The organism is Sphingopyxis sp. MG (genome assembly GCF_002953155.1).
GTDB classification, from domain to species: domain Bacteria; phylum Pseudomonadota; class Alphaproteobacteria; order Sphingomonadales; family Sphingomonadaceae; genus Sphingopyxis; species Sphingopyxis granuli.
In genome coordinates, this window is sequence record NZ_CP026381.1 from 326732 (window position 1) to 344650 (window position 17919).

A 17919-nucleotide genomic window follows, 5' to 3' on the forward strand; every position below is an offset into this window, starting at 1 on the left:
CCCAGCGTCAAGCGTTCCGCTTTTGCGCCGCGACCAGAAATTCGACATTGCCTTCTGGCCCGGTAATCGGGCTCTGGATCAGGTCGAGCACGATCCAGCCGCTTTCCTCGATCCATGCGCGGACCTCCGCGCACACGCGCGCATGGACGGCGGGGTCGCGCACGACGCCCTTCTTGCCGACCTCGTGCCGCTGCGCCTCGAACTGCGGCTTGATCAGCGCGACCAGCCGCGCCCCTTCGGCCGTGAACGACAGCGGCACCGGCAGAACCTTCGACAAGGCGATGAAGCTCGCGTCGCAGACGACCAGACCGATGGGCTCGGGGATATGGTCGGCGGTCAGGATGCGCGCGCTCGTCTGTTCGTGGACGATGACGCGCGGGTCCTGCCGCAGCTTCCATGCGAGCTGGTTGGTGCCCGAATCCACCGCGTGGACGCGCGCCGTGCCGCGCGAAAGCAGCACATCGGTGAAGCCGCCGGTCGACGAACCCACGTCGATCGCGACCGCGCCCGCCACGTCCCAGCCGAGATGCGCAAGCGCATGGTCGAGCTTGATCCCGCCGCGCGACACCCATGGATGATCGCGCCCCTTGATGCTGATCTCGGCATCGTCGGCGATCTGCTGCCCCGCCTTGTCGATCTTGCGGTCGCCGACGAAGGCGAGCCCGGCGAGGATCAGCGCCTGCGCGCGCGTCCGGCTTTCGGCGAGGCCGCGATCGACGAGCAACTGGTCGGCGCGCTGCTTGCTCACCGGCGCTGCGCCTTTCCGATCAGCAGTCCGGGGGTCAATATCTGCGGCAGGATCTCGGGCCGCGCGGCGCCCGGCGCATACCAGAGGTAGAGCGGCACGCTGTTGCGTCCATGCTCGGCGAGGGTGCGCGTGATGATGGGGTCGCCGTTGGTCCAGTCGCCGACGAGCGTCGTGACCCCGGCTTTGTCGAACGCAGCCTGCACCGCCTCGCGCTCGATCGCGCCCGCTTCGTTCGCCTTGCACGACAGGCACCAGTCGGCAGTGAAATAGACGAACACCGGCTTGCCGGAGGTGCGGGCCCTGACGAGCGCGTCGGGAGAAAAGGCGGTGGCGTCGGTCGGCGCGGTTCCCCCTGCGCGCGCGGCGTGGTTGGTCCACAATGCGAGCGGGACGAGCAACAGCAGCAGCGCGAACAGCGGCGCGACGGCACGCCCATGCCGCTGCGCGCGGCCTGCGGCGAAAGCGAGGGCGCCGGCGAGCACCACGGCACCCAGCGCCGCGAAGAGGCCCGTCGCGCCCGCCTGACGCCACAGCAGCCATGCCAGCGCCACCGCCGTGAGGCCCATCGGCAGCGCCATCCACCTGCGAAAGCGATCCATCCACGGCCCCGGCCGGGGCAGGCGGCGCCGCAGCGCGGGGATGAAGCCGACGGCGAGGAAGGGCAAGGCGATTCCGAGCCCGAGCCCGCCGAAGATAGGCAATGCCGCCCAGGCGGGCAGGACGAGCGTCGCGCCGAGCGCCGCCCCGAGCAGCGGGCCGCTGCACGGCGTCGCGACGAAGGCGGCGAGCGCCCCGGTCCAGAAGCCGCCCGCCGCCCCGCCGCGTGCCGCGAGCGCCTGTCCGCCGCCGAACGACGGCAAGGCGTAAAGGCCAAGCAGGTTGAGGGTGATCGCGCAGGCGAGGACGAGCAGGACCAATATGCTGGCCGGATGCTGGAGCTGGAAAGCCCAGCCGACCTGCTCGCCCGCGGCGCGCAGCGCCAGCAATGCGCCGCCGAGCAGCAGCGCGGTCGCCACCGCGCCGGCGGTGTAGGCAAGCGCTTCGACCTTCGCCTCGCGTGCCGCACCGCCCGACCGTGCGAGGCTGAGCGCCTTCAGGCTGAGGATCGGGAAGACGCACGGCATCAGGTTGAGGATCAATCCGCCGAGGATCGCCCCGGCGAGCGCGGTCCAGAACAGCGCGGCGTCGGGCCGGCTCGCCGCCGCGACCGCTTTGCCGGCGGCCGGGACCGTGCCCGGCTCGAACCGCAGCGACAGGCCGCGTCCGTCCGAGAGCTTGAGCAGCCCCTCGGCGACGCCGGTCGCCTCGCCGCGAGCGCGCGTCTCGACGATCAACTGATCGCCGTTGCGGCTGAACGCCTGCGGCGCGGCATAGTCGGCGAGGTCGCGGGTCGCGAGAAAAAGGTGCGGGGTATCGAGCACGGTGCCCGCGGGCAGCGGGACGGCGAAGCGCAGCGTATCGCCGCGGCGTTCCCACCTTCCCGGCCGGTCGAGCGGTTGCGGCAGCCGCGCGCGCCAGCCATCGAACTGGCGTCGCGCGGCGGGCGCGACCGCGCCGTCGCCGGCCCGCATCGCGACCGAGATCACTGCCTTTTCGGGAACGCATATCTTGTCGGTGCACGCCAGCCAGTTGGCGATGCCGGTCAGCGTCAGGTCGGAACCCGGCGCGACACTGCGATCGACCCGCACGTCGGCGAGCTGCGCGTAGGGATGCTCATAGACATGATTCATCATCCCGAAGAGGATCAGCGCCTCGGGAACCGGATAGCGAAAGGGCGCGACGGTGACCCCGTCGGGGAGGTTCCATTCGACCTGCATGCCGAACCCGGCGTCGCCGCCGTTCGACCAATAGCCGTGCCAGCCCGGCTCGGGAGTCATGACGAGCGCGACGGTCGTCGATCCGCCGGGCAAAGGCGCGGGCGATTCGGCGGCCAGCTTTGCCGCGATATGCGGCGTCGCAGCGTGCACCTGACCGGGAACGAGTAGCGTCAGCAGGGCGAGCGCGAGCAGCGCCAGCGCGCGGCGGCCCGCCGCCGTCATCGACCTGTCTTGCGCACGCTCCATGCCCATGCCGCTTCCGTTCGCCTTTCAAGGCTTGCCATATAGGCGGCTTTCGCCGAGAGGACAGCCCGCACCGACACCCGCAACGGAGAAGGCCCGTGACGCTGAAACATCTGACCACCGCGCTTGCCGCCGCCCTCTGCGTCGCCGGCGCCGGTGCGGGCCTCGCTCAGGATGCGGCGCCCCCAGTGCAGAAAGTGACCGCCGCGACGCCGCCGCCCAAGCTGGTCGTGATGATCGCGGTCGATCAGTTCTCCGCCGACCTGTTCGCCCAGTATCGCAGCCATTTTACCGGCGGCCTCGCGCGTCTCGCTTCGGGCGTGGTGTTTCCGTCGGGCTATCAGGCGCATGGCGCGACCGAAACCTGCCCCGGCCATTCGACGATCCTGACCGGCAACCATCCCGCGCATACCGGCATCGTCGCCAATAATTTCTTCGACCTGTCGGCCGCGCGCGAGGACAAGCGGCTCTATTGCGCCGAGGATGAGACGGTGCCGGGCACGAGTTCGCGCAGCGGCCAATATGCGCCGTCGGTCGATCATCTGATGGTCCCGACGCTCGGCGACCTGATGAAGGCGCACGACCCGCGGGCGCAGGTCGTCTCGGTCGCGGGCAAGGACCGTGCCGCGATCATGATGGGCGGGCGCCAGGCCGACGAGTTGATGTGGCTCGCGCCGACCGGACTCACCAGCTATCGCGGCCGGGCGCTGTCGCCGACCGCGACGCAGGCGGGCACGGCCATCGCTGCCGCGATCGCGCAATCGCGCCCCGGCCTGACGCTGCCCGCCGACTGCGCCGCGCACGACATCGCGATCCCGATCGACAAGGGCGGCACTGTCGGCACCGGCCGGCTGGCGCGCGACGGCGGCGATTTCCGTCGTTTCATGGCCTCGCCCGAGGCCGATGGCGCGGTGCTCGCGGCGGCGACCGCGCTGCGGCAGGCGCGCAGGCTCGGCGAGGGCGAGGCGACCGACCTGCTGATCCTCGGCCTGTCGGCGACCGACTATATCGGTCACGGCGTCGGCACCGAAGGCAGCGAGATGTGCCTCCAGATGCTCGCGCTCGACCGCGAACTCGGCGATTTCTTCACCCGGCTCGATGCGACCGGCATCGATTATGTGGTCGCGCTGACTGCCGATCACGGTGGGCACGACATGCCCGAGCGCAATCGCCAAAACGGCTGGCCCGCCGCCGAACGCGTCGCGCGGACGCTCGACCCCGCGGCGATCGGCAAGGCGGTGGCCGAGAAGCTGGGCCTGCCACAGCCGCTCTTCCACGCCGACGGTCCGTTCGGCGACATGTATCTGTCGAAGGCGCTGACCCCGGCGCAGCGCAAGGCGGCGCTCGCCGAACTCGTCGCCCGCTATCGCGCGCATCCGCAGGTCGAGGCGGTCGTGACCGCCGAAGAACTGGCGTCGCGCCCGATTTCGAAGCGCGCCGCCGACACCTGGAGCCTGCTCGACAAGCTACGCGCCTCCTACAATGCGCAGCGGTCGGGCGATTTCATCGTCGTGCTCAAGGATCGCGTGACGCCGATCCCCGAATCGGGGCTCGGCTATGTCGCGACGCACGGGTCGGTCTGGGACTACGACCGGCGCGTTCCCATGCTCTTCTGGCGCAAGGGGCTTGCCGGGTTCGAGCAGCCCAATGCGGTGATGACGGTGGACATCCTGCCGACGCTCGCCGCGCTGATCGGCCTGCCGCTCGACATGAGCAAAGTCGACGGCAGCTGCCTCGACCTGCTGTCGGGGCCCGAGAGCAGTTGCCGCTGAGGGACGAGAGACAAGGATCATGACAAAGGTTTTGCGGGATTTTTCCGGCCGGATGCTGCTGGTCGGTTGTGGCAACATGGCGGGGGCGATGCTCGACCGCTGGCTGGCGGCGGGGCTCGACCCCGCGCGCGTCGCGGTCGTCGATCCGGCCGCGAAGCCCCGCGACGGGGTCGCGCTCCATGCGATGCTCGCCGACTGGCAGGCGGCCGACGGCGCCGCCGACTGGGTGATGCTCGGCATGAAGCCGCAGCAGCTTGGCGAGGTCGCGGACGCGCTGGCGCCGGTCGTGACCGGCGATACCCATCTCCTGTCGATCCTGGCGGGCGTCTCGCTCGCGGATCTCGCCGCGCGCTTTCCGGCCGCCCGGGCGCAGGCGCGCATCCTGCCCAACCTCGCGGCGCGGATCGGCGCGGGCGTGTCGGCGCTCGCCACCAGCGGCGATGCCGACGGCGACATGCTGACGGCGATGCTGGCGGCGCTCGGCCAGGTCGTCACGCTTGCCGACGATTCTTCGATGGACCTGATCACCGCCTTCACCGGCAGCGGCCCCGCCTTCGTCTTTCGCCTGATCGAGGCCTATGCCGCCGCCGGCGAGCGGCTCGGCCTGTCGAACGAGGATTCGCTGACACTGGCGGCCGCAACCTTCGGCGGCGCGACCGCGCTGCTCGACGCCAGCGGCGAAAAGCCCGGCGCCCTCGTCGCGCAGGTCGCGAGCAAGGGGGGCACGACGCAGGCGGGACTCGACGTGCTCGACGAGGATGGCCAGCTCGTCGCGCTGATGACCAACGTCCTGCGCGCGGCGCGCGACCGCGGCCGCGAGCTCGCCGATCTGGCGCGCGGCGAGGAATAGGCTTTTCGGTTCTGCTGCGGGGTCAGGCCTCTGTCCCCAGTTTCGCGATCCGGCCGCGATCGCGCGGCGGCAGCAGCGCTTCGTTGACCTGCCAGAACCCCGTGACCGCGGCCTGCCCCGCGTGGGTGTAGGCGCGGCTCATCGCGTCGCGGAGCTGCGAGAAGATCGCGCTTTCGAGCTGGCGTCCCTCGGGGGTCAGCCGCAATTCCTTCTGCCGCCGGTCGCGGTTGCCCGGCCGCGTCGCCAGCAGCGCGCGCGCCTCCATCTCCTTGATCACGCGTCCCAATGACTGCTTGGTGATGCCGAGCAGTGCGAGCAGGTCGGAGATCGTCAGCCCCGGCTGGCGCGCGATGAAATAGAGCGCCCGGTAATGCGCGCGGCCCAGGCCGTTTTCCGCCAGCCGCGCGTCGATCGTCCGCCACAGCGCGGCGTGGCCGAAAAACAGATATTCGATGCCCCGGCGGACTTCTTCCTCGCGTAAGAAAAGAGCGGAAGCGGCGGGGACTTGCGACAGGAAATTTTCCTCGGCCATGGCGACTCCCGTTGCGCCTGCGCCCTTGCTTTGGCAAGAGGCGCGCACCGATCCACCCCCAACGAACAGGTCATCCATGTCCGCTCCCGCCTTTGCCCGTCTGCCGCATCCCAATCCCACGGCACAGGATGTCCGCGCGGCGGCGATCGCGGACCCGGCGTTCGGGCGTGTCTTCACCGACCATATGGTGTCGATCCGCTATGCGGAAGGAAAGGGCTGGCACGATGCGCAGGTGATGCCGCGCGGCCCGCTGCTGCTCGACCCCGCGACAGCGGTACTCCATTATGCGCAGGAAATATTCGAAGGGCTCAAGGCCTATCGGCTCGACGACGGGGCGATGGCGCTGTTCCGTGTCGAGGCCAACGCCGCGCGCTTCAACGCCAGCGCGCGCCGCATGGCGATGGCCGAACTGCCGGAGGAATTGTTCATCGAGGCGGTGAAGCAGATCGTGCGCGTCGACGCCGACTGGTTCCCGCAGGTGGAGGGCGGCGCGCTCTATCTGCGTCCCTTCATGTATGCGAGCGAGGTGTTCCTCGGCGTCAAGCCGGCGGCCGAATATCATTTCCTCGTCATCGCTTCGCCGGTCGGCAACTATTTCAAGTCGGGCGCCCCGGCGGTCTCGCTCTGGGTGTCGGAGGATTATACGCGCGCCGCGCCGGGCGGCACCGGCGCCGCCAAATGTGGCGGCAACTATGCCGCGAGTCTCGTCGCGCAGCAGCAGGCGATCGCCAAGGGGCACGACCAGGTCGTTTTCCTCGACGCGGCCGAGCATCGCTGGATCGAGGAACTGGGCGGGATGAACATGTTCTTCGTCTTTGCGGACGGCAGCCTCGTCACCCCGCCGCTGACCGGTAGCATCCTGCCCGGCATCACGCGCGATGCGATCATGACGCTGGCGCGCGATGCGGGCCTGACGGTGCGCGAGGAACCCTATGCGATCGACCAGTGGCAGGCCGATGCGGAAAGCGGTCGCCTCACCGAAAGCTTCGCCTGCGGCACCGCGGCGGTGGTGACTCCGGTGGGCAAGGTGGCGCGCGGCGCGGGCAGTTTCACCATCGGTGCCGGGGGCCCTGGACAGGTGACGGCGATGCTGAAGGAAAAGCTGGTCGACATCCAGCGCGGCCGGGCGGCGGACCCCCACGGCTGGGTGACGCGCCTCTAGGGCCGCCTTGCCAACCATTCGCGAAACGCTATAGAGCGCGCTCGCACCGGCCGTTGGGGCGTAGCCAAGCGGTAAGGCAGCGGTTTTTGGTACCGCCATGCGCAGGTTCGAATCCTGCCGCCCCAGCCAGCCGGATTCTGGTCGAATCACTTTGGGATTCGGCCGAAAAGGTGAGTTTTCAGACAACGGACGAGCCAGAGGGGTCGAGGCAGATTCCGCCAGTTTCGGACTGGTTTGGACAGATATTGTTACCCGATTTGTTACCTGTTTTCCTGCCTCGGGGAGCCGGCGATGGAGTCGGTCATGTCCAGGAAAGGTGGTTTTACGCCTGCGTCGATCGACGTGCTCAAAACAGGTTCGCTCGGTGATCCCTTGATGCCGGGCTTGAGGATTGCCCCCGACCTGACGCGCCAAAAACTCGCACGCCCATTCGATCGCGCTCGGCCCTTGGGGATGGACGTTGATGGCTTCGAGCAAAAAATGCACAAAATTTACGGCAATTCTTCCGTCGTGCATCGTTGGGATGAACGGGAGCGAAAAAGACGAATGACGTGAACCGGGAGAAGCGCGCGAGAATCATGGCTTGGGTGGGGCGGGAAATCCTGCCGCACGAAGCCGCCACGGCTGAACCTAACGCCGTCCCGTGCCGTAATCGATTCTGATACGGACCCAGGCGCCGACCAATAGCTGTCCGCCGCGTCGCGGAGGTCGCACCCTGAATTGCCAGGCTGCGGCGAGCACCGCGCGATTGATCTGCGATCCGCTTGGATATTCGTCGAGTCCGACGCAATCCTCGACGCGGTAATCGGGTGCTGTGCGGCAGGCGATCAGGCCCCAGCCGGGGCCGCTGGCGGTGGATAGATAGCCGCGCAGTTCGTTGTCGCTTGGCTCGCGATACCAGGCGGCGGCATAAAGCGGTTCGCCGTTGGGCGCCGTTCCTACCTGTTCCGTATCGCGGAAAGCAGAGGACCGGCCGCCGCTGTTGGGCGGCCCGTAAACCTTTCCGTCGGACGGCCGGAGGACGGGCTGGGGAGGTTGCGGCGCGGGTGGCCGCTCACTCGGGGTTGGCGGGGGCGGCGCGGCTGTCGGGTTGAGGATTGGCGTGGGCGGAGGCTTGGGCGTTTCCGGTTGCGGCTCGGCAGCCGGCTGGGTCGGCGCAGGTTTCTCTTCGGCTTGCTCGCGTTCCCGGTTGTCCGGTTCGGGCGCTTCTTCCGAATTTCCAGCGGCCTCCAGGGTCACGATCGTGACGCGCTCCTCCCTGTTATCCGTCGGTTTCCCTACGCCGAAGGTGAGGAGCATGAGCAGCAGGCCGCCGGTGATCAGCAGGGCCAGGCTTATGGAAAGCGTGCGCCGTCCGGCGCCGATGCCGAGCGGTTCCGCGTAGGGAGTGGCCGGAACAGGGATCAGGGAAAGCCTTTTTCGGTGGCGGCGGCGTTTGCGCGGGATAGGGGCGCGTCAGGCCGATGACAAGAGCGAGGGCGGGCAAGATCGCGCAGGCGCCGGCCGCCATCATTCGGCTTCAACCGACAGCGGTTTTTGGAGGCCTGGAGAACGTAATCGGCCGGGGTCGTCATGTCGTCCTCGCCGATGACGAACTGGCAGTTGCGCGTTACGCCGGCCGCCCGGCGACCTACGGCGTCACCGTCTCGTTCAAATATTGACGGTATCGGCTCGCGATGATCGGTGCCGGCGGGTGCGCTAACGCATCGCCGGCGCTGATCTCGCCGTCATGGCGACAAATGCGCCGGGCGCCACCGGCGCTGCACGCCTCAAGCTTCGTGCCCCATGGGGGCGCGATCATCATCCCGCTCCGCCTCCGGATGCCGACTCCGCCCGGTCCGTGCCGGCCGCGTTCGATCGGCCGGCCGGTGTCGTCGTTCGATTCCCAATGGATTGACGCGCAAAAAAATTCTTCTAAATAGTCATTAGAATTAATAGCGACACGGGCCAGCTTGAACATCGGCCGCAGGGATGAGGGAAGAAATGCAAATGTTCGAAAATTATTCGTCCCACTGGATGGATGGCGACCTCGAACAGTTCGAGGCGGTGGTCGCGCGCTTCTTTCGCGAACAGGTCGAGCCGAACGACCTGAAATGGCGCGAAGCGAAGCGAACGGGGCGGGACGTGTGGCGCAAGGCAGGCGAACTGGGGATCATCCTGCCCGACGTGCCCGAACAATATGGGGGATCGGGTGGCACGCCGGCGCATATGGCGGTTGTCATCCGCGAGCAGGCGCGCGTCGGCGATGCCGCGTTCGGGGTGATGCTCAGCCACATCGTAGGACACTATATCCTCGCTTTCGGCACCGAAGCGCAGAAGCTCCGCTGGTTGCCCGGTATCGCGAGCGGCGAGGTCATCTGCTCGATCGCGATGACCGAGCCCGGCACCGGGTCGGATTTGCAGGCCATCCGCTGCCGTGCCGACCGGGTCGGAGACGCCTATGTCGTCAATGGCGCAAAGACCTTTATCACGAACGGCCAGCAGAGCGATCTCGTCCTGGTCGTCGCGCGGACGGGCGCCGAGGGGGCGAAGGGGATTTCCCTGATCCTCGTCGAGACTGCCACGCCCGGATTCCGGCGCGGGAAATGCCTCGACAAGATCGGCATAGAAGGCGCCGATACGTCGGAAATGTATTTCGACGATTGTACCGTGCCGGCGGACAATGTGCTGGGAGGCGTCGAGGGGCAGGGCTTTTACCAGCTGATGGGGCAGCTTCCCTATGAGCGGGCGGCGATCGCGATCTCCGCGCAGGGCGCGATGGAGCGCGCACTGGCGCTGACGCTGGACTATGTGAAGGAGCGCAAGGCGTTCGGCAAGGCGATCGTCGATTTCCAGAACACGCGCTTCGAACTCGCCGACATCAAGGCCACCGTGCTGGCGTGCCGGACCTTTTGCGATCATGTGATCGAGAAATGGGTCGACGGGACGCTCGATCCCACGCTCGCCTCGATGGCGAAATTCTGGCTCACCGACCGGCAGGTCGAAGTCATCGACCGCTGCCTGCAGTTTTTCGGCGGCTATGGCTATATGCGCGAATATCCAATCGCCCGCATGTACACCGATGCCCGCGTGCAACGCATCTATGGCGGCGCCAACGAGATCCAGCGCGAGCTGGTGGGGCGGTCGCTGTAGCGTCCAAGGCCGGCCGAGGGACTCCGGCAGGATCGGTGACGATCCCTTTTTCGGCAAGGAATCGTTCCCCGGCGAAAGCCGGGCCCACGCGGGGCTGCGCTACGCCATCTGGACCCCGGCTTTCGCCGGGGAACAAACCCTTGCCTGCCTGAGGAGCATATAGGCCGGCAGGCTCGGGGCTGCCGCAAGGCGCATCCCTTGAACCGGCCAAGGCCTCAGGCCGTAAGACCGCGCAGAAAGATGGCGAGAAAATCGTCCGCGACCTGACTGGGCGCGCGCGATCCCGGGCGATACCATCGGACGATGCCGTTGAACGCGCCGAACAGAATGCGGCTTATATCCTTCTGGTCCGCATCGCGGAGCGTTCCGTCCGCGATGCCGGCCGCGATCATGGATTGCACCGCTTCGTGAAGCTCGCGCTGTCCGACCCTGGTTCGTATCTGGGCGGGCTCGGCCAGCTCCGTGATGTTGAGCCGGACGAAGAACCGTCCGAAATCGTCGCAGATGATCTCCGCATACCGGCGGAAGAAGGCGACGATCTGTTCGCGGCCGGTCTGGTGCCGCTGCGCGCTTTCGACCGCCTCGTTGAATTGCTCGGCCGCCTTGTCCGAACATTGGGTTGCCAGTTCGTCCTTGCTGCGCGCGTAATAATAAAGGGCGGCGCGGGTGATATCGAGCGCATCCGCGATATCCTCCAGCGTCGCATGCCGAAACCCCTTCTCGGCAAAGACGCGGGCGGCGGCGCGGATGACCTCGTCGTGCCGGTCGAAGAATTTCTGCTTTCGCGGGCGCGGCGACCGTTTTGCAGAGACTGCGTCCATCTTTCGTCCTTCGTTACGGTTGCAGGTGTCGTGGGCGGCAATGACAAACGTCGGGCCCCGTGCCACGCCCGGGATGCCCGTTGGTGCCGCCTCTTAATCCAATCCTGCGAAACGATTAATCAGCTTCAACGTCAAATAAACCGCGCGTTGAAATTTGCAATGACGAAGGCCTCTTTATGGCAGAAAGAGGTGCCACCGATTGACAGCGAAGTCCAATAAATCTACTAACTGTTCGGATGAAAATAGAGAAGCGGGATGAGGGTATTGCTTCTGGCGGCCATGCCGGGATGCGCTATCAGGTGACTGGAATGCGTGAAGGGGCGATGATGATCGAAGGGGTCGACCTGGCCGCGCTGCGGGTATGGATGGATGGACAGGGCATCGGGACGGGCCCGATCGTCGACGCGCATCCGCTATCGGGCGGCACGCAGAATATCCTGCTGCGCTTCACGCGCGGCGAAGAGGTCTATGTGCTGCGCCGTCCTCCGTTCAATCTGCGCGCCAACTCCAACGAAGCGATGCGGCGCGAAGCGCGCGTCCTGGCGGGCCTTGCCGGAAAGGGCGTTCCGCATCCGCGGTTGATTGCCGCATGTCCCGACGAGGCGGTGATCGGCGCGGCCTTCTATTTGATGGAGCCCGTGGACGGCTTCAATCCGGTGGCGGGATTGCCGCCGTTGCATGCCGGCGACCCGGTGATCCGCCATCGCATCGGCCTGTCGATGGTGGAAGCGATCGCGGCGCTGGGGGCGATCGACTATCGCGCCGCCGGGCTCGAAGGGTTCGGCAAGACCGACAATTATCTGGAGCGGCAGGTCGGCCGCTGGCGGGCGCAGCTTGCCTCCTACGCCGATCTGCCGGGCTGGCCCGGCCCCGATGCGATCCCGGGCGTCGACACCGTCGGGCGCTGGCTCGACAGGCACCGGCCGGCGGATTTCCGCCCCGGGATCATCCACGGCGATTTCCATCTCGCAAACGTCATGGTCCGCCCCGACGGCGGCGACCTGGCCGCCGTCGTCGACTGGGAACTCAGCACGATCGGCGATCCGCTGCTCGATCTTGGCTGGTTGCTCGCGACCTGGCCCGAGGGCGACGTCCCGCGCGCGACCGACGTAGCGGCGACGCCGTGGCAAGGCTTTGCGACGCCGGCGGAACTGGTCGCGCATTATGGCGCCGTCAGCGGACGCGACCTCGCGGCGCTCGACTGGTATGTCGTGCTTGCCTGCTTCAAGCTCGGCATCATCCTCGAAGGCACGTACGCCCGCGCCTGCGCCGGAAAGGCGCCGCGCGAGACGGGCGACCGGCTCCATGCCCATAGTGTCGACCTGTTCGCGCGCGCATTGCGCCGCATTGGCTGAAAGGAAGAAGATGAAGGACGATACCGACTTTTCCGGCAAGCGCGTGCTTGTCGTCGGCGGGTCGAGCGGAATCGGCAACGGCATCGCGCACGGGTTCCGCGAACGCGGCGCGCGGGTCCATGTCTGGGGCACGCGCGCCGATGCCGCGGATTACGACCCCGCCGACGGGTCCGACCTGTCGGGCCTCGGCTATGACTGCGTCGATGTCGGCGACCCCGACGCGATCGAGGCCGCGCCCGCGCCGGCTTCGTTTGACGGGGGCCTCGACGTGCTGATCCTGTGCCAGGGGACCGTCGTCTATCGCCGCGGCGAATTCGAGCGCGCGGGTTGGGACCGGGTGATGGCGGTCAATCTCGACAGCCTGATGCACTGCGCTCGCAAGTTCCGCGCGGCGCTGTCGGACGGCAGCGGATCGATCGTCATCGTCAGCTCGGTTTCGGGGCTGAAGGCGAATATCGGCAACCCCGCCTATGCGGCGTCGAAGGCCGGGGCGATCAGCCTGACCAAGACGCTGGGGCAGGCGTTCGCCGCCGACGGCATCCGCGTCAACGGCCTCGCGCCCGGTCTCGTCGATACCAAGCTGACGAAGGTCACGACGCAAAATCCCGCCCGGCTCGAAGGCGCGCTCGCGAATATTCCGCAGCAGCGGCTGGGGACACCCGCCGACATGGCGGGCACCGCCATCTTCCTCGCCTCGCCGCTCGCCTCCTATGTCACGGGCCAGACCATCGTGGTCGACGGCGGGCTGATGCTGTAACGAAAGGCAGAAAACATGGATTTCGAATATAGCGCCAGGGTCGCGGCCCTGCTCAAGACGCTCGAAGCCTTCATGGACGAGCATGTCTATCCGAACGAGCGGGCCTATTACGACTTCGTCCACGACCAGAACAATCTGTGGCAGGAATGGCCGCAGATGGAGGCGCTAAAGGACAAGGCGCGCGCCGCCGGGCTGTGGAACCTGTTCCTGCCGCACGAATATGGCGAATTCTCTCCGGGGCTTTCCAACCTCGAATATGCGCCGCTGGCCGAAGCGATGGGGCGCGTGCCCTGGGCGAGCCAGATCTTCAACTGCTCGGCGCCTGACACCGGCAATATGGAGGTGCTGGCCAAATTCGGTTCGCCGGACCAGCAGGAACGCTGGCTGAAGCCGCTGCTCGCCGGCAAAATCCGCTCGGCATATGTGATGACCGAGCCGCAGGTCGCTTCGTCCGATGCGACCAACCTCGAACTGTCGATCCTGCCCGACGGCGACGAATATGTGATCAATGGCCGCAAATGGTGGATATCGAACGCGATGCATCCGCGCTGCGACATCTTCATCGTGATGGGCAAGACGCATTTCGACGCGCCGCGCCATATCCAGCACTCGCAGATTCTCGTCCCGCGCGACACGCCGGGGGTCGAGGTGGTGCGCCATCTGACCGTGTTCGGCTCGCACAATTCGCCGGGCGGCGAGGTCGAGCTGAAGTTCGACAATGTGCGCGTGCCGAAGGAAAATCTGATCCTGGGCGAAGGGCGCGGGTTCGAGATCGCGCAGGGGCGGCTCGGGCCGGGGCGCATCCATCACTGCATGCGCTCGATCGGGCAGGCGCAGCGCGCGCTCGAACATATGGCGCGCCGCGCCGACAGTCGCGTCGCCTTCGGCAAGAAGCTGGCCGACCAGAGCAGCATCCGGCAGGATGTCGCGCGCAGCTTCTGCGAAGTGGAAATGGCGCGGCTGCTGACGCTGAAGGCGGCCGACGCGATGGACCGGTACGGCAACAAGAAGGCGAAGGACCTGATCGCTGCGATCAAGGTGATCGCCCCGACGATGGCGCAGACCGTCGCCGACCGCGCGATCCAGGTGCACGGCGGCATGGGGGTGAGCGACGATACGCCGGTTGCCGGTTTCTTCACGCTCAACCGTTATGTCCGCATCACCGACGGACCCGAAGAGGTGCATATGTCGCAGCTTGGCAAGCAGAAGATCGCCGAATATGCCGCGATGAACGCGCGATAGGCGGCGCATCCGGATTCCGGCGATGCCGGGCGGCGGACGCCCGGCATCGCCTTTCCGTGAACCGCGCTAGCGGGGAAAGCCGTCCGGAAGGGGCGGGTGGATCAGTCCGTTGACCAGCATCATCAGCATGGCGTCCATCAATTCGCCCGCGGTTTGCGGGCCGTCGCTCGCATACCAGCGGGCCAGCGTGTTCGCCGCGGCATAGAGGGTGAACGCCAGAAGCCGGTCGTCGCAGCTCTGGATCGACCCTTCGGCGATGCCCTCCCGGATCAGCCGCCGCACCATGTCCGTGAGCTCGCGCCGCTGCTCCAGGCTCTTTTCGCGCAACGGCGACGGCAGGTCGTTGGGCGTGGTGAGGGCGAGGCAGCGACCGAAGTCGTCGGTCATGCATTCGGCGTAGAACCGGAAATATGTGATGATCTTCCGGAGCGCGGAGCTGTCCGTATCTTCGCAAATCTCCAGAAAAGCCTTTTTGATCTTCCCGGCGGCATAGATGTTCGCTTCGAGAAGAAGCTCGTCCTTCGACCGCACATAATAATAGAGCGCGGCGGGCGTCATGCCCAGCTCGTTCGCGACGTCGTTCAGCGACGACCCGTGATAACCCAGCCGTGCAAACACCCGCGCGGCCCCCTGGATCACGTCGAGCTTCCTCGTGGCGTAGCGACGATTTCTTTTGGGGCTGACGGTGGGTGACTGCATGGCGATTCCTAAATGATGGCGAGCGGCCGGCGGGTCGGCCGGGCCGGATCATGTTCCGCCCTCCGCGCGACGACCTGCATGTCGCGGGTGAGCCCTTGGCATCCTTGATATGGGATCCCCCGGCCGTCCCTCGGCCTTGTCCACCCCCTTTTTTCCGAAGACCGTAGCACAGCGGCATGCCGACCCCAAAGGCCGGTATGAATCGCTCGCGAGAGACGGGACACGGGGGTGTTCCTGCCGTTGCGGGGCGCTATCGTAATTGCTGTCCAATGAGTCAAATTAATATGCAGGCTTCCAGGTTCCACAAATGGACATCGTATGGGGTTATTCACAATATTCCGAGAAAAATCGCCGTGATTTTGTACCATCATTGACAGCCCGCTCATATTATTCTAATGATCGTTTAGGAAAAAATAGAGGATTCGGGTTGGCGGGCCAAGGCTCTCCCGGATCGCGAATGGAGAGGATGCTGGGATGGATAGAAAACGCATGTTCATGCTGTCGGGCGCGGTTTTCGTTGCGATTTCGGCCGGCGCCGCTTCGGCGCAGGAGGTGCAGCCCACGCAAGGCGAAAACGAAATCATTGTAACCGCGCAAAAGCGCTCCGAGAATATCCAGGACGTCCCCATCTCGATCGCGGCTTTTTCCAGCGCGCAGATGGAGCAGGCCAATATCGCCGATATTGCCGACCTGGGTCGCGTGGCGTCGAACTTTTCGGTCACCAAGCCGGGACAGGCCGCGAACGTCCGGATTTCCGTCCGCGGCATTGCCTCCTCCAGCAACACGGCGACCGAACCGAGCGTCGCGTCGTTCGTCGACGGCATCTATATCCCGCGCCCCGGTGCCGTCATCACCAGCTTTCTGGACATATCGGCGGTCGAAATCCTGCGCGGGCCGCAGGGAACGCTGTTCGGGCGCAATGCCAGCGTCGGCGCCCTCAGCCTTCGCACGGCGGAGCCCGAGCAGAGCTTTTCCGGCCGCCTGACCGGAGAGATCGGCAACGCCGACCGCTACAAGATCGACGGTTACATCAACGTCCTGCTGTCGGACAATGTCGCGGTTCGCGTGGCGGCGCTGCGACAGTGGTTCGGCGGATATTGGCACAACCGCCTCGACGGCAAGCAGTTCGGGGGCGCGGACGATTTCGTCACGCGCGGATCGATCAAGGCGGAGTTTGGAAACATCACCTGGCTGGTGCGCGGCGACTATGCCGAGACCAGGGGAGACGGCGGATATAATGCCGACTTCATCGCTTCGTCGATCAGCCCCGCTCAACTCGATGCCTTGCAGGCGCGGCTCGGGGGGCTTCTCCCCGACACCGAAATCGGGGACCGCAACGCGAATTTCGTCCGCGTCGGCGACTTGCGCGACCGGCAATGGGGTGTCAGCAGCGACCTTTCGCTGGATAGCGGCGGGTTCACCTTCCGGCTGATCAACAGCTACCGGGACTGGACCTCCTCGCAGCTCGACGGCGACCTCGGCTATCTGCCGGTGCCGCTGGTGACGCGCACCGGCGATTACGACAGCGAGAGCCAGAGTCACGAGCTTCAGATCATTTCGCCCAGCGACGAGCTTCTCGGCGGGAAGCTGGATTTCGTGGCGGGGCTTTATTATTTCGAAGAGGATTATCGGATCGGGGAAGGCTTCAACCTTCAAAGCGGCTTCTGCGGCCTCGCCGCCAGTGCCGCGCAGAGGCCGGCTTGCAACGCCTCCCTGGTTTCTCCCGGCGGCGACGGGGCCACGGACCTTCAATTCTCGCAGAACGTCAAGAGCTATGCCGTCTACGGCCAGTCCACCGTTCATCTGACGGACCGGCTCGACGCCACGCTCGGCGTCCGCTGGACGCGCGATGAAAAGCGCGGCCTGTTCGATCAGAAAGTCAACAATCCCTTCGGCGCGGCGCTGCGGGCCGCAGAGCTTACGCCGCTGTCCCTGAACGACAGCAAGGTGACGTGGCGCGCCAATCTGTCCTACAAGCCGACCGACGACCTGATGCTTTTCGCCACCTATTCGACGGGATACAAGTCGGGCGGATTCAATTCGGGCGGCGGCACGCCGGCGCTTGGTCAGCGGCGCCTGTTCGCCCGCGAAGAAGTCGACAATTACGAGTTGGGTGTGAAATCGAGCTGGCTGGACGACAGCTTGCAGGCCAATCTGACGCTCTATCGCATGGACATCGGCGGTTATCAGGACCGCGGCTTCGACGGCACCAGCTTCGTCGTCCGCAATGCCGGCAGCCTGCGGCAGCAAGGCATGGAATTCGACGTCGTCATGCGGCCGGTCCGCGATTTCTCGGTCACTGCGTCGCTTGCCTATCTGGACTCGAAGTTCACCAGCTATGAATTCGGGCCCAACCTGCCCGGCCTTTCGGGAACGCAGGACCTGAAAGGGCAACGTGTGGCCTTCGCGCCGGAGTTCACCGGCAATGTCGCGGCGGAATGGCGCGGCGACATCGGGTCGAACCTCGAATGGAGGATGAACGGCAATATCTCGTTCCTCTCCGACTATTTCAGTTCGGTCAATGACGGGAACCCGCAAACCATCATGGACGGCTTCGCGCAGATCGGTGCCCGATTCTCGATCGGAAGCATGGACGAGCGCTGGACCCTCGCCCTGTTCGGCAACAACCTGACCAACCAGTCCTTTTGCTCGTCCACCGCCTATCAGCTTCTCGACGGTCCCCTGGGACTGCGGAACGGGGTCTTCCCCGGAAGCACGGCGATCCGCTGCATCCACGGCGAGCCGCGAACCTATGGCGCATCCGCCACGGTCCGCTTTTGAGGATCGGC

Annotated in this window: 16 protein-coding genes and 1 tRNA gene; 10 read left to right on the plus strand and 7 right to left on the minus strand. The window is 66.2% G+C overall.

What is annotated here, in order from left to right; translation table 11 throughout:
- Positions 1 to 7: 7 nt before the first annotated feature.
- Both C3E99_RS01515 and C3E99_RS01520 read right to left on the minus strand, forming a co-directional pair.
- The gene (locus C3E99_RS01515; RefSeq protein WP_076073990.1) at positions 8 to 748 is read right to left on the minus strand and encodes a TlyA family RNA methyltransferase; all 741 of its coding nucleotides are present in this window, start codon (positions 746 to 748) and stop codon (positions 8 to 10) included.
- On the minus strand, positions 745 to 2811 hold the full coding sequence (locus C3E99_RS01520; RefSeq protein WP_083675190.1) for a protein-disulfide reductase DsbD family protein: 2067 nt from the start codon (positions 2809 to 2811) through the stop codon (positions 745 to 747). Before C3E99_RS01520 ends, C3E99_RS01515 begins: the two co-directional genes overlap by 4 nt.
- Before the next feature lie 95 nt (positions 2812 to 2906).
- Between C3E99_RS01520 and C3E99_RS01525 the strand changes: the two genes are divergently transcribed.
- On the plus strand, positions 2907 to 4580 hold the full coding sequence (locus C3E99_RS01525) for an alkaline phosphatase family protein (protein WP_234002558.1): 1674 nt from the start codon (positions 2907 to 2909) through the stop codon (positions 4578 to 4580).
- Positions 4581 to 4599: 19 nt separating this feature from the next.
- A complete protein-coding gene (proC, locus tag C3E99_RS01530; protein ID WP_076073996.1) occupies positions 4600 to 5430 on the plus strand; it encodes a pyrroline-5-carboxylate reductase in 831 nt (276 codons plus the stop codon).
- Positions 5431 to 5452: 22 nt separating this feature from the next.
- Here proC and C3E99_RS01535 read toward each other — a convergent pair whose 3' ends face one another.
- Entirely contained in the window at positions 5453 to 5962 is a 510-nt protein-coding gene (locus C3E99_RS01535) for a MarR family winged helix-turn-helix transcriptional regulator (RefSeq protein WP_076073998.1), read from the minus strand.
- A gap of 76 nt (positions 5963 to 6038) precedes the next feature.
- Between C3E99_RS01535 and C3E99_RS01540 the strand changes: the two genes are divergently transcribed.
- From C3E99_RS01540 to C3E99_RS19590, 3 genes are all read left to right on the plus strand, one after another.
- Positions 6039 to 7124: a branched-chain amino acid aminotransferase gene (locus tag C3E99_RS01540; RefSeq protein WP_076074001.1), complete on the plus strand. Its 1086-nt coding sequence runs from the start codon at positions 6039 to 6041 to the stop codon at positions 7122 to 7124.
- Between the two features lie 54 nt (positions 7125 to 7178).
- Positions 7179 to 7253 (plus strand) — tRNA-Gln (locus C3E99_RS01545).
- A gap of 162 nt (positions 7254 to 7415) precedes the next feature.
- On the plus strand, positions 7416 to 7679 hold the full coding sequence (locus C3E99_RS19590; protein WP_158682042.1) for a hypothetical protein: 264 nt from the start codon (positions 7416 to 7418) through the stop codon (positions 7677 to 7679).
- A gap of 75 nt (positions 7680 to 7754) precedes the next feature.
- On the opposite strand, the gene C3E99_RS01550 is transcribed toward C3E99_RS19590, so the two are convergent.
- Entirely contained in the window at positions 7755 to 8423 is a 669-nt protein-coding gene (locus C3E99_RS01550) for a hypothetical protein (RefSeq protein ID WP_234002559.1), read from the minus strand.
- Positions 8424 to 8754: 331 nt separating this feature from the next.
- Positions 8755 to 9084, minus strand: a complete 330-nt coding sequence (locus C3E99_RS19595) for a hypothetical protein (protein WP_158682043.1) — start codon at positions 9082 to 9084, stop codon at positions 8755 to 8757.
- Positions 9085 to 9113: 29 nt separating this feature from the next.
- Here C3E99_RS19595 and C3E99_RS01560 point away from each other — a divergent pair, with 29 nt between their 5' ends.
- A complete protein-coding gene (locus C3E99_RS01560; RefSeq protein WP_076074003.1) occupies positions 9114 to 10256 on the plus strand; it encodes an acyl-CoA dehydrogenase family protein in 1143 nt (380 codons plus the stop codon).
- A 215-nt stretch (positions 10257 to 10471) separates the two neighbouring features.
- Here C3E99_RS01560 and C3E99_RS01565 read toward each other — a convergent pair whose 3' ends face one another.
- A complete protein-coding gene (locus tag C3E99_RS01565) occupies positions 10472 to 11077 on the minus strand; it encodes a TetR/AcrR family transcriptional regulator (RefSeq protein WP_076074006.1) in 606 nt (201 codons plus the stop codon).
- A gap of 323 nt (positions 11078 to 11400) precedes the next feature.
- Here C3E99_RS01565 and C3E99_RS01570 point away from each other — a divergent pair, with 323 nt between their 5' ends.
- From C3E99_RS01570 to C3E99_RS01580, 3 genes are read left to right on the plus strand one after another with little or no spacing between them, the layout of a single operon-like run.
- A complete protein-coding gene (locus C3E99_RS01570) occupies positions 11401 to 12432 on the plus strand; it encodes a phosphotransferase family protein (RefSeq protein WP_234002560.1) in 1032 nt (343 codons plus the stop codon).
- Between the two features lie 10 nt (positions 12433 to 12442).
- Positions 12443 to 13189, plus strand: coding sequence for an SDR family NAD(P)-dependent oxidoreductase (locus C3E99_RS01575; protein ID WP_067105209.1), 747 nt, complete (start codon positions 12443 to 12445; stop codon positions 13187 to 13189).
- A gap of 15 nt (positions 13190 to 13204) precedes the next feature.
- Positions 13205 to 14431 carry an acyl-CoA dehydrogenase family protein gene (locus C3E99_RS01580; protein ID WP_076074008.1) on the plus strand — a complete coding sequence of 409 codons (1227 nt, stop codon included), beginning with the start codon at positions 13205 to 13207 and terminating at the stop codon, positions 14429 to 14431.
- 66 nt (positions 14432 to 14497) lie between these two features.
- Here the strand turns inward: C3E99_RS01580 and C3E99_RS01585 are convergent, their stop codons facing one another.
- Positions 14498 to 15070, minus strand: a complete 573-nt coding sequence (locus C3E99_RS01585; protein WP_067105207.1) for a TetR/AcrR family transcriptional regulator — start codon at positions 15068 to 15070, stop codon at positions 14498 to 14500.
- Between the two features lie 534 nt (positions 15071 to 15604).
- On the opposite strand from C3E99_RS01585, the gene C3E99_RS01590 reads away from it, so the two are divergent.
- Positions 15605 to 17911, plus strand: coding sequence for a TonB-dependent receptor (locus C3E99_RS01590; protein ID WP_083674984.1), 2307 nt, complete (start codon positions 15605 to 15607; stop codon positions 17909 to 17911).
- The last annotated feature ends 8 nt before the right edge of the window (positions 17912 to 17919 follow it).